Consider the following 12,282-nt stretch of genomic DNA (forward strand, 5'->3'; position numbering starts at 1 on the left):
GACCTATCAGTCGAGTGGTGGCAAAATAACATTTATCGGTATCGGCACACACTGCGGTAGCACGGAAGCAAAGGACACCCACGCCATGCGTTCCCCCGAGCTGCATCTTCGGCCTGCCGAGGAAGCCGATCTGAGCTTCCTGCACAGGCTTTATGCGAGTACCCGCGCCCAGGAAATGGCGCTCAGCGGCTGGGATCAACCGGCCATCGATGCCTTTCTCGCACAGCAGTTCGATGCCCAGCACCATTATTACCAGGAGCATTATCAGGGCTCCGACTTCTCCCTGATCTGCCACGGAGACCTGCCTATCGGCCGTCTCTACGTGTTCCGCGGTCCGACCACGATCAATCTAATCGACATTTCGTTGCTCCCCGAATGGCGGGGCAAGGGAATCGGCACCCGCTACCTGGCCGCACTGGTCGATGATGCGGATGCTGCTGAAAAGTCGATGCGCCTGTTCGTCGAACCCACTAATCCGGCCAAACGCCTGTACGAGCGCTTTGCCTTCAGCGTGATCGGCGCCAACCATATCTACCTGCAGATGCACCGCGAAGCCGTGCCCGCTCTGGCGGTGCCGGCATGAGCCAGGTGCCTAGCCTCGAAGACTTCGAGCGCTATCTCCAGCAACCCTGGCAACTATGCTGGGATGAAGGTGAAGGTGTGACCATCACCCTGGTGGAGGCCTATGCAGGCGTGGCGATGACGGCCCGCTACCACTGCTACAGCGCAATTTTTGCCCAGCCTGAGGGGGTCCAGTTGCCCCAACACAATTATCGGCTGCGCAGCCCGGAAGGCAGTGAATGGGAGGCGATGCTCACCCCCATCGGGCCGGATGAAGAAGGCGACCGGCATTTGTTGCAGGCGCTGTTCCATGTAAAGCGGCCGAAATCGGCCGAGGCTCCGCTCTAGAACAACACACAACAGTGCCGCGTGCGCGGCTGCATCAAGGAGAGATAAGCAATGAGCGATCCATTCCTGGGCGAGATCCGTATGGTGGGCTTCAACTTTGCCCCCAGGGGCTGGGCGACCTGCCAGGGCCAGATCATGGCCATCACGCAGAACTCGGCACTGTTCGCGCTGCTGGGCACCATATACGGCGGCAACGGCCAGAGCACCTTCGGGCTGCCGAACTTCTCCGGGCGTAGCCCGGTGGGGCAAGGTAACGGGCCAGGCCTGACGCCGATCACGATCGGAGAAGTCGCAGGCATCGAGAGCGTCACGTTGAATGTTACACAGATGCCGATCCATCAGCCCGTTGCTCAATTCACCGGCCAGGCTAGTGCCGTGAGCCTGACGGGTTCCAGCGTTGACGTTGCGACTGGTACGCCAGGTGCCATGGTGGTACCCACCGCAGGAGCCACGGTGTACCTGTCGAATACCACAGCCAAGTCCGGCCCAAGCACCGTGGCCATCAGTGGCCTGTTCACCTCAACCGCCCCGGATGCTACCAAGGCCAACCTGGGCGGCGTCCACGGGCAGGGCTCAGTCGTTCCCCAGGGAACCGTAACCGTCTCGCCTGTCGGTGGCAGCCAGCCGATCAGTATCCGCAATCCCTATCTGGGCACCAACTTCATCATTGCGCTGGAAGGCATCTTCCCGTCGCGTAACTGAGTGATCGAGCCGACTCGTGCATTCGGGTCGGTAAGCAATTATGAGGGGAAGGCCGATGGAGCCTTCCTCTTCTTGAAAGTGGTAGGAGGTGCTCCATGTTTTGGAAGAAGACTGCTCCCGTACGAACTGCGGCCAAACCCGCAATATCCGCTCTGGCGATGGCTCTGGAACCACGGATGATGTTCGACGGCGCGGTCGCCGCCACGGCGGCTGAAGTCGCGGACACGCAAGCCGCGAACGCCCAGCCAACGGCGGATGCTTCTTCCAGCCATGACAATCTGGCAGCGACGCCGACTGGCACCGCTGATAACCGTCAGGAAATCGTCTTCGTCGACGGCCAAGTCCAGGACTACCAACAACTGTTGGCGGGCCTCAATCCGGGCACCGAGGTCGTGGTGCTCGACCCCAAGGGCGATGGTCTGAAGCAAATCAGTGACTACCTGGCGGGACGCTCCGGCATCGATGCCATCCATATCGTCAGTCACGGGCTGCCCGGGCAGGTGACGCTTGGCAGCCTTGCCCTGGATAAAGCTGGCCTGGACGCACATGCAGCCGAACTGGCACAAATCGGCCAGAGCCTCGATGTCGATGGCGACATTCTCTTCTACGGCTGCGATGTCGGTAGCGGTGCAGCCGGACAGACGTTCGTCAGCCAGATAGCCCAACTTACCGGTGCAGATGTAGCCGCCTCCAACGATGCGACCGGCTCCACCTCCCAAGGCGGCGACTGGGCACTGGAAGTCACCAGTGGCTCGATCGAGGCAGTCACGCCATTCTCGGCATCGGCCCAACAAGCCTTCAGTGGGCGGTTGTTCGCGGGGACGCTCAATTTCAGCGGCCCGGATGCAGTGCTTGGTACGACAGTGACCGATGGGCAGGCCAACTCCACCGATATACCCGGCGTGGTAATCGAGATCTACTCGGCAAACTCAGGCAATACCAACAGTAACTCTCAGTGGGAGTACTACAGCAATTTGTTCGGTGACGGGACGCCGAACGCTGAGGGGATCGTCGACGCCTCAGGTGACGGAACACCGATCATCATCATCCGCAGCCAGAACGGAGCTGATTTCTCCTTCACCGGTATCAAGGTCGTCGACTACTTGGGAGTTCATCCACAGATCACCTTCGAAGCCTTCCGTGATGGCGTCTCGCTGGGCAGCGTGACTCTGACGACCGATACAGGCGACTACATATCCGATTTCACCCAGGCCAATGGGCTGACCGCGTCGATCTTCCAGAATGTGGACGAGATCCGTATCTCGGATCCCTCTTCCGGCGATGGCAATCTGTACGTTGGGATCGACAACATCGGCTTCGCCGAAGTGCCCCGCCCCGCCCTGGTGTCGGCAACGTTCTCCGATAACAACCTGAAGATCGGCGAGACCTCCATTGTCACGTTCACATTCAACATAGCGGTGAGTGGCTTCACCACTGCCGACCTGACCGTGCCCAACGGCAACATAAGTGGCTTGAGCAGCTCCGATGGCGGCCTGACCTGGACTGGCCTGTTCACGCCCAACGCGAGTGTCACCGACGGCACCAACGTCATCACCGTCGACCTGAGCGGGGTCTCCGCCGTCAGCGGTGGCCTTGCAGGGGTCGGTACCGCCGACTCAAGCAACTACGTCATCGACACCCTCGCACCCAGCGTCACGTCGGTGACTTCCAGCACTGCCAACGGCACCTACAAGGCAGGGGATGTGATCTCCGTACAGGTGAACTTCGGTGAGGTCGTCACCGTCGCTGGGACACCGCAGTTGACAATGGAGACCGGCAGCACTGATCGAACCATCAACTACGCGAGCGGTTCCGGCACCAGCACCCTGTCCTTCAATTACACGGTGCAGGCGGGCGACAGCGCCGCCGACCTCGACTACATCAGCAGCGGTGCCCTGGCGCTCAATGGCGGCACCATCCGCGATGCTGCCGGCAACAACGCCATCCTGACCTTGGCCGCCCCAGGCGCTGCAGGCTCCCTGGGGGCCAACAAGGACATCGTGATCAACTCGGCACCGGCCATTGCCAATCTCAATGGCGACAGCGTGGCCTGGGCCGGAGCCGGCAATACGGTGACACTCGACGCCAGCATGAACGCCACGTTCAGCGACACCGAATTCGGCGCACTCAATGGCGGCAATGGCAACTGGTTCGGCGCCACCCTGACGATTCAGCAGGCGAACGGCGCAGTCCCTTCCGACGTCTTCGGCCTCAGTACCTTGGGTGCCAGCTTCACCGTCAGTGGCAACACCCTGCAATCCGGCGGGCTAACCTTCGCCACCTTTACCAGCAGTGGCGGCGTACTGACCATCGCATTCACCAGCACCGGCACTGCTGCCACGACTGCCCTCGTCAACGATGTGGCGCGACACGTCACATACCGCAGCGACACCCCGGCCGGCGATGCCACCATCAGTTTCAGCATGACCGATGGCACCTCGACCGCAACGGCGAACACCACGGTCACCAGCGACACCATTTACGTCACCAATGCCACCGACACCGCCACCATCGACCGCACCGATGGTGTGAGTTTCAGCGAAGCCATCGCCATCGCCGCTGCCGATGCCACCGGCAGCCAGACCATCGTCTTCGCCAGCAACCTGGCCGGCCAGACACTGAACCTCAACACCGTCTCTCTGAACGAAAGCCTGACCTTCGACATGACTCAGGCCAGCGGCCTGACGCTGACCGGCGGCACCATCACCCTGGCTGGCGGAACCACACAGGCCTTCAACGTCGGCTTCGGTTACAGCGCGACGATTTCCAGCCTGGTCGCAGGATCCGGCGCACTGACCAAGACCGGGGCAGGTGAACTGACCCTCTCCAACAGCAACACCAATACCGGGACCACCGCTGTCTCTGCGGGCACCCTGGTGGTCGACGGCAGCACCAGCAGCAGCACCACTGTGGCCGGTGGCGCCACCTTGGCCGGCAGCGGCACCCTGGGTGGCGACGTCACCGTGCAGAACGGCGGCACCCTGTCTCCGGGCGGCGCTGGCGTCGGCACCCTGACAGTCAATGGCAACCTGACTCTTAACTCGGGCAGCACGCTGGCGCTGGATATCAACGGCATCACCGCCGGCACCGGCTACGACCGGGTGGTGGTCAATGGCACCGTCGACGTCTCCGCTGCCAACCTCTCGGTGACCCATGGCTATGCGGCCGGCAGCGGCGACAGCTACACGGTGATCGTCAACGATGCCGCCGACGCCGTCACCGGCACCTTTAGCGGCGTCAGCGAGGGCGGCAAGTTCAACGCCGCCGGCAACGGCACCGAGCTGACCACCAGCTACACCGGTGGCACCGGCAACGACCTAACCCTGACCACCCCCATCGCCCCGACCATCACCAACGTATCGTCCAGTACTGCCAACGGCACCTACAAGATCGGCGATGTCATCACCGTCAACGTGCAGTTCGACTCGGCAGTGAACGTGACCGGCATCCCGACGCTGACCCTGGAGACAGGAGCTACTGACCGGGTGCTCAACTACCTGTCCGGCTCGGGCACCAACACCCTGAGCTTCAGTTACACCGTGCAGGCGGGCGACAGCTCTGCCGACCTCGACTATGCCTCCACCACAGCCCTGAGCCTCAATGGCGGCTCCATCCAGGACGGCGCCAACCAGAACGCCATTCTCACCCTGGCCACCCCCGGTGCGGCGGGCTCTCTGGGCGCCAACAATGCTCTGGTGGTCGACGGTGTGCGACCGGCCGCCACCAGCATCACCCTCAGCGATACCAACCTACGGATCGGCGAGACCGCCACCGTCACCATCACCTTCAACGAAGCGGTGCTCGGCCTGGACGTCGGCGACTTCAACGTAGCCAACGGCAGCCTCAGCAACCCTAGCAGCAGTGACGGCGGCCTGACCTGGACGGCCACCTTCACGCCGAGCGCCAATATCACCGATGCCAGCAACATCATCACCCTCAACAACACCGGCGTGATGGATTCGGCCGGTAACATCGGCAGCGGCACCACCGATTCGGTCAACTACGCCATCGACACCCAGCGTCCCACCGCCACCATCGTGGTCACCGACACCACGCTGAAGGCCGGGCAGACCACCACCGTCACCATCACCTTCAACGAGGCGGTGAGTGGGCTGGGCATCGGCGACTTCACCGTCGACAACGGCACCCTCAGCGGGCTCAGTTCCAACGATGGGGGAATCACCTGGACCGCCACCCTGACCCCGGGCGCCAACGTCACCGACACCAGCAACCTGGTCTCCCTGGATAACACCGGCTACATCGACCAGGCGGGTAACGCCGGCACCGGCAGCACCGACTCCAACAACTACGCCATCGACACCCAGCGCCCAACGGCCACATCCGTGCAGGTTGCCGATACGGCGCTGAAGGCCGGCCAGACCACCACCGTCACCATCACCTTCAGCGAGGCGGTGACTGGGCTGACCACGACCGACTTCAGCGTGGCCAATGGTGCACTCAGCAACCTTAGCTCCAGCGATGGCGGCCTGACCTGGACTGCGACCCTGACGCCTGACGCCGACGTCACCGACGCGACCAACCTGATCACCCTGGACAACACCGGTTACACCGATGCCGCCGGCAATACCGGCACCGGCACCACCGACTCCAACAATTACGCCATCGACAGCAAGGCACCAGCCGTCACCTCGGTCAGCGTGCCAGCCAACGGCACCTATGTGGCGGGCGACACCCTCGACTTCACGGTGAACTTCGACGAAACCGTGACTATCGACACCACCGGTGGCACGCCGCGCCTGGCAATCACCCTGGACACCGGCGGCACCGTCTACGCCAACTACCTGAGCGGCTCTGGCAGCAACGCACTGGTGTTCCGCCTGACCGTCGCTAACGGCCAGCAGGACAGCAGCGGCATTACCATCGGCGCCAACCTCCAAGCCAACGGGGCAACACTGCGCGATGCCGCCGGTAACGATACGGCTACGAGTCTCAATAACGTCGGCACCACAACCGCCGTACTGGTTGATGCAGCCCCACCACAGGTGACAGGCATCGCCCTCGACAGTACATCGCCCACCACCAGCAACACCCTCGGTTTCACCGTCACCTTCAGCGAAGACGTCAACGGCGTCGATCTGACCGACTTCGCCCTGGCTACCACGGGCAGCGCCAACGGCACCCTGCTATCGCTGGTACAGGTCGACGCCCGCACCTACCGCGTCACCGTCAGCGGTGTGACCGGTCAGGGCACGCTTGGTCTATCGCTCACAGCCGCCGGTAGCGGCATTGTTGATGGCGTCGGCAATGCCATGCTGAGCAACTTCTCCAGCGCCAGCTACACACTGGGCAGTCTCGATAACGGCGACCCGGAATTCCGCGCCAACCCGACACCGAACATCTCCACTACACCGACCTCTCCGATTGAGCCCAACCTGCCCAGTGCACCGCCACCTTCGGTCACCACCTCACCACTACTGCCGCCACCGCTATTCGAGGTGCCGACTCTTGGCAGTGGTATTCCGACCCTGGGCAACATCTTCATCAACAACGGTGCGCTAGCGCCCAGCTATATCGCCCAGGTCTTCGCCAGCAGCGACAGCGGTGCCGGCAATGGCAGCGGCATTGGCTTCCTCGGCTTTGGCGGTGGCGATGGCGGTGTGTTCGGCAGCAGCAGTTTCTCTGGAATCTTCGGCAAAGACACACCGCAAGATAACGAAAAGCTGGAAGTTTTCGACGGTAATAAATGGGGTACCAGCGGCGGGATTTTCGGTGCACCAACGCTGGGCCAGCAATTGCACGATCTGCATGAAGGCGAACAGCGCCAGCACCGGGAACTGGCGCTGGCCTTGCAACAAATCGCGGCGGCACAACCGCCAATCTGAGCCAACACAACACATAACAACGAAGAAGCTGTGAGTCGGTGCCGTGACAAGGGGGCGGCCCAAGGATGAAAAAGAGCCAAACACTATTTGTGGTCAGTCTTCTGACCCTGGCTATCAGCGGCTGCGCGGTAACCAGTCAACCCATCGACCGTAGCGCCAGCGAGCAACGCGCTCAGCAGGACTTGGCGACCATGTTCAAGGATCAGGAGCCACTCAGCGCTCCGCTGACCTTGCACGAAGCCATGGCCCGCGCGGTGAAGTACAACCTCGAAGCCCGCCTGAAGGTCATGGAAGAAGCCATGGCCCAGCGTCAGGTCGACCTGGCCACCTTCGACATGTTGCCGCGTATGGCGTTGTCCGCCGGCTATGCCGGACGTAACAACGTCAGCGCCTCCAGCAGTCAGAGTGTCAACACCGGCACCCAGTCGCTGGAGCCCTCCACCTCGCAGGATCGTGACCGCGGCGTGGCCGACCTGACCATGGTGTGGAACGTACTGGACTTCGGCGTGGCCTACGTCAGCGCCAAGCAACAGGGCGATCAGCGTCTGATCGTGCAGGAGCGCCGGCGCAAGGTCGTGCACACCATCATCCAGGACGTGCGCTCCGCTTACTGGCGTGCCGTGGCGGCGGATCGTCTGCTGACTCAGATCGACAGCCTGATGGCGCGCGTCGCCCAGGCCCGCGACAACAGCCAGCGTCTGAGTGAGCAACGCATCGGCGATCCAATCCAGGCGCTGAGCTATCAGCGCGCCCTGATCGAAGCCACTCGCCAGTTGGAAGAGCAACGCCGCGCCCTGTCGCTGGCCAAGACCGAGCTGGCCACCCTGATCAACCTGCCACTGGGCACTCAGGTCGAGCTCGCGCCTGATGCCGGTTATCAGATGCCGGAGCTCAAGGTGGAGCTGGACACACTGGAGCAGGAAGCCCTGGCCAGCCGTCCCGAACTGCGCGAGCAGGATTACCAGGCGCGTATCAGCGCCGCAGAAACACGTAAAGCCATGCTCCGTCTGCTGCCAGGTCTGGAGTTTTCCGCCGGTGGCCACTACGACAGCAACTCGTTCCTGGTCAACCAGAGCTGGGCCGACTACGGTGTGAAGGTCACCTGGAACCTGTTCAACGTACTTTCCGCCCCCGCTGCCATCGATGTCGCCAAGGCCGGCCAGGAAGTCGCCGACGCACGTCGCCAGGCCATGTCGATGGCCATCCTCGCCCAGCTTCATGTGGCTAACGCCAACTTCCGCGAGGCCCAACGCCAGTTCCAGACCAGCCAGCAACTGGCGGGGTTGGACGGGCAGATCGTCGAGCAACTGCGCAATCGCTACCAGGCCCAGGGCATTGGCGAACTGGAACTGATCCAGGGCGAGCTGAACACGCTGCAGGCCGATCTACGCCGCGACCTGGCCTATGCCGAGTTGCGCAACAGCTATGGCCAGCTGTTCGCCAGTGTCGGCCTCGATCCACTGCCGGAGAGCATCGCCTCCGACAGCGTCGCGGATATCGCTGCTGCGCTGTCCAGCCGAGAGGCGCAGTGGCAAGCGGGCCAACTCTAGTCTGTCAGCAGTCGCCAGCAAGACTGGCGATCCAGCGGTCGATCACTTCCAACCCTTCGCGGTGGGAGGCTGAACGACCCAGCTCGGGCATCATGATGCTGGGATCGGTGCTGTGCAGGCGAAAGCTCAGCACCGATTTCTCCGGCGCGCCGGGGTGGATGTCCACCAATCGGTCGCCGGAGCCCTTGCCCGCAGCGACCGGCTGTTTGCATAGTCCATAGGCGATGCTCAGCGGCGTATCCGGATCGAGATAGAGACCCGACGTACGCCCTGGCCCTTCACGGTTATGGCAGTGCGCGCAATTGGCGTCCAGATAACTGCGTGCCTGATGCTCCAGACTCTCCCCTTCACGCGGCGCGCTCCACAGAGCATTTCGTGGAACGCTAGACAGGTCAGCCGGCACACCTTGCAGGAAACCGATGCTCTGCCAGTGCTGCAACTGGTTGGCAGTGCCATCGGCGTAGGCAAAATCCTTGTTCAGATGACGCTCCTTCGGTCCCAGCGGCTGCACGCCTTTGCCGGCCTGTTCTTCGTGGCATCCCGCGCACTGGTTGGCATCGGGCACCTGATAATCGACCGCCAGCACCTCACCGGCCTCATCATGAAGCGCCAGATCGAAACTGGCACCCGCCCAGTCCAGCGTCGCCTCGCGCTGTGCTTCATCCCAGACGTAGGGCAACGCAACCCAGCCCTGCTCCTGGCGCAACAGGATGCGTGTCTCGAGTAATCTCACCCGTTTCAACTGCACCGCTTCAGCGTCCTGCTGCTCACTGCGCAGCAGGCGCCCCTGAGCATCCAGCGGGTAATAAAACGTCTTGCTGAGCACGCTGCCAACGGGATAGTCGAAGCGCTCCTCGGCGTAGCGGGCGTGGCTTCCCTCCGGCATCCAAATCGTCCGCAACTTGTGCGCATAGTCGGTGAACAACGGCGTGTTCAGGTCATAGGGCAATACACCGCGGGCGGGCTGCAACTGACCATCACGCTGCTGCAACACGCCCCAGGCGCTGAGCGTCTCCGGGTAATCCTCGCCACTGGGCAGATACAGCGGCGCGCTCAGCTGCTCGCAGGCGGCGAGCAGTAAGGTGGCGCACAACAACCAGCAGGTCCTCATGCGCCCTCACCAGCTTCGGCCAGAGGTGCGCGCAGTTCTACGGCAGGAAGATGCGGCAGCGCGCAGCGATGCGGCTCGATGTCAGTGCTGATGCTCTTGTAGCCGCCTGGCCCATCGACGTTGACGATACCCGCCTCGCCATTGTCGATGCAGATGGCCAGTTCAGCCGGCAGTTTACCGTCGACCAGCTTTTCAGGGTTCACGTAACCATCCCAGAGGATGTCCGGCAGGCGGCCATTGAGTCCGAACTTGGCCAGCCTCAGAGCCTTGAGTTCGAGGTTGTCAGGGCTGTCGCCACCCGGCCCGAAGCGATTGCCGTGGATATGAATGGTTTCCGGGTAGGGATCGAAATCCTCGGCCGTGGAAAGATCGGTATAACCGGTGCTGAAGTAACTGCTGACGATGACGTTGGCGGTGCGGTGGTCGCCAATATCGTTGCCGAAGATTTCCACCTTGTCATTGGAGTTGATCAGCACTCCAGAGCCCGCCGGTACACTGGCGACCGGCGTGCCCTTGTGGCCAAAGTTCTTGTGGTTGTTGCTCTCGACCTTGTTGCGGTAGACCCGCGTGGTATGCCCAGGCTGCGGCAGGTTGGGCATGTTGAACACCAGGATGCCGCCGGTGTTACCGGTGGCGACGTTGTCGTAGACGTCTGCACCGATGGTGTTCTCGATTTCGATACCGGCGACGTTGCGCTCGGCACGGCTGTTGCGCACCACCACATTGCGCGACTGACCGACGTAGATACCGGCATCCGAGGCAGCGATGGCCACCACACCGTCAATCAGCACGTTCTCGGTCTGTACCGGATAGATGCCATAAGCACCATTCTCGGTCGCTGGGCCATTGGTCCACTCGGTGCGCACACGGCGGATGATGATGTTCTGGCCGCCCACGACCTTGAGCGCATCGCCCTTGGTGTCCTCCAGCGCCAGATCCTCGATGGTGAAGTCGGAAGCGTCTACCAGTAGACCCTCGGCACCTGACTTCTGGCCCTTGAAGTTGAGGATGGTCTTGTCCATCCCCTCACCACGTATCGTCACCCCGCTGACCTTGAGGCTCAGGCTGCGGTCGAGCTGCCAGGTGCCTGCCGGGATCTCGATCACCGCACCCGGCTTGGCCTTGATCAACTGCGTTTGCAGTTGCTTCTGAAAGTCGAGGTTTGCTGCAGGCGGCACCTCATTCTCCCCGCATGCAGTCAGCAGCAAGGACAAGGCGAGAAGAGAGGGAACGGCAAGGCGCATGATGAAACTCCGCTATTGTTTTTATATTATGGAACTATAGTACCAATATAAAAACACACAAGCCCTCGCAGCTCACCAGCGAGGCGCTTGCAGCCCTGATCAGGAAGCAACAGACTACCCCCGCCACTCTTCCCTCGCCGCCCAAGGACAGGTCGCCATGCACACCCTCGAACGCATCTATCCCTTGAAGATGGATGAGCGCCTGGCAGCCGACCAGGCCACTCTCGACCTGCACATGCAGCGCTATGAGTTCGCCAGCGACTCGCTGACAGGCTCACGCGTGCTGGATATGGCGTGTGGCTGCGGCTATGGCAGCGCGCTGCTGGCCGAGCGGCACCCGGACAAGCAGATCGTCGGTATCGACATCGACCCCGACGCCATCGCCTACGCCCAGGCGAACTATCAGCGGCCGAACCTGCGCTATCAATGCGCCAACGCCGAAACGTTCGCCGATCACGAAGGCTTTGACAGCATCGTCAGCCTGGAGACCATCGAACACCTGCCAGACCCCGTGCGCCTGGTGGAAAACCTCGCGAGCCTGCTGGCCAAAGGTGGCGGCATCATTGCCTCGGTGCCGACGACCCCCACGCTCGACGGTAACCCCCACCACCTCCATGACTTCAGCCCAGCCAGCTTCGCGCGCCTGTTCCGTCGCCATGGCCTGCGTGCGCATGAGCGTTTCGAACAAATCCAGCGCTGGGAATTTTCCGGCCTGTTCAAGAAACCCGCGAAAAAAGAGGCTCGTCAGCACCGCTCGGAAGGTGTCGGCAATGCCGTGCTGGCGTACTACCGTAGCCACCCGCTGTACCTGTTCAGGCGCTTGTGGTCGATCCTGCGCTACGGCCCGAGCAATCGCTACCTGACCTGCCGTTTCAGCGCTGACTGAACCTGTCGCACCTCACGATGACAATGGTGGGCTGAAG

General features: G+C 62.2%; 8 protein-coding genes. 6 read left to right on the top strand and 2 right to left on the bottom strand.

From position 1 onward, the window contains the following. The first annotated feature begins 85 nt into the window (after positions 1-85). The 5 genes from BM059_RS01990 (at position 86) to BM059_RS02010 (ending at position 9,004) form a co-directional block, all read left to right on the top strand. A complete protein-coding gene (locus BM059_RS01990) occupies positions 86-583 on the top strand; it encodes a GNAT family N-acetyltransferase (RefSeq protein WP_074936355.1) in 498 nt (165 codons plus the stop codon). Beyond that, complete coding sequence (locus tag BM059_RS01995) at positions 580-909, top strand: DUF6916 family protein (protein ID WP_074936357.1); 330 nt, start codon at positions 580-582, stop codon at positions 907-909. The genes BM059_RS01990 and BM059_RS01995 overlap by 4 nt, the downstream gene beginning before the upstream one ends. Before the next feature lie 51 nt (positions 910-960). Continuing rightward, positions 961-1,611, top strand: a complete 651-nt coding sequence (locus tag BM059_RS02000; RefSeq protein WP_074936358.1) for a phage tail protein — start codon at positions 961-963, stop codon at positions 1,609-1,611. A 176-nt stretch (positions 1,612-1,787) separates the two neighbouring features. After that, complete coding sequence (locus tag BM059_RS02005; protein WP_074936360.1) at positions 1,788-7,454, top strand: Ig-like domain-containing protein; 5,667 nt, start codon at positions 1,788-1,790, stop codon at positions 7,452-7,454. A gap of 65 nt (positions 7,455-7,519) precedes the next feature. Further along, positions 7,520-9,004 carry a TolC family protein gene (locus BM059_RS02010; protein ID WP_074936362.1) on the top strand — a complete coding sequence of 495 codons (1,485 nt, stop codon included), beginning with the start codon at positions 7,520-7,522 and terminating at the stop codon, positions 9,002-9,004. Between the two features lie 4 nt (positions 9,005-9,008). Here the strand turns inward: BM059_RS02010 and BM059_RS02015 are convergent, their stop codons facing one another. Both BM059_RS02015 and BM059_RS02020 read right to left on the bottom strand, forming a co-directional pair. After that, positions 9,009-10,115, bottom strand: coding sequence for an SO2930 family diheme c-type cytochrome (locus tag BM059_RS02015; RefSeq protein WP_074936364.1), 1,107 nt, complete (start codon positions 10,113-10,115; stop codon positions 9,009-9,011). Continuing rightward, positions 10,112-11,359 (bottom strand): parallel beta-helix domain-containing protein, encoded by a 1,248-nt coding sequence (locus BM059_RS02020; RefSeq protein ID WP_074936366.1) that lies wholly within the window; start codon positions 11,357-11,359, stop codon positions 10,112-10,114. Before BM059_RS02020 ends, BM059_RS02015 begins: the two co-directional genes overlap by 4 nt. A gap of 157 nt (positions 11,360-11,516) precedes the next feature. Between BM059_RS02020 and BM059_RS02025 the strand changes: the two genes are divergently transcribed. After that, positions 11,517-12,245, top strand: coding sequence for a class I SAM-dependent methyltransferase (locus BM059_RS02025; RefSeq protein ID WP_074936368.1), 729 nt, complete (start codon positions 11,517-11,519; stop codon positions 12,243-12,245). The last annotated feature ends 37 nt before the right edge of the window (positions 12,246-12,282 follow it).

This window comes from Ectopseudomonas composti (assembly GCF_900115475.1).
Taxonomy (GTDB): domain Bacteria; phylum Pseudomonadota; class Gammaproteobacteria; order Pseudomonadales; family Pseudomonadaceae; genus Aquipseudomonas; species Aquipseudomonas composti.

Excerpts from the sequence above, each read along its gene's own strand:
- BM059_RS01990 (WP_074936355.1), top strand. The coding sequence starts at position 86 with ATGCGTTCCCCCGAGCTGCATCTTCGGCCTGCCGAGGAAGCCGATCTG.
- BM059_RS01995 (WP_074936357.1), top strand. The coding sequence starts at position 580 with ATGAGCCAGGTGCCTAGCCTCGAAGACTTCGAGCGCTATCTCCAGCAA.
- BM059_RS02000 (WP_074936358.1), top strand. The coding sequence starts at position 961 with ATGAGCGATCCATTCCTGGGCGAGATCCGTATGGTGGGCTTCAACTTT.
- BM059_RS02005 (WP_074936360.1), top strand. The coding sequence starts at position 1,788 with ATGATGTTCGACGGCGCGGTCGCCGCCACGGCGGCTGAAGTCGCGGAC.
- BM059_RS02010 (WP_074936362.1), top strand. The coding sequence starts at position 7,520 with ATGAAAAAGAGCCAAACACTATTTGTGGTCAGTCTTCTGACCCTGGCT.
- BM059_RS02015 (WP_074936364.1), bottom strand. The coding sequence starts at position 10,115 with ATGAGGACCTGCTGGTTGTTGTGCGCCACCTTACTGCTCGCCGCCTGC.
- BM059_RS02020 (WP_074936366.1), bottom strand. The coding sequence starts at position 11,359 with ATGCGCCTTGCCGTTCCCTCTCTTCTCGCCTTGTCCTTGCTGCTGACT.
- BM059_RS02025 (WP_074936368.1), top strand. The coding sequence starts at position 11,517 with ATGCACACCCTCGAACGCATCTATCCCTTGAAGATGGATGAGCGCCTG.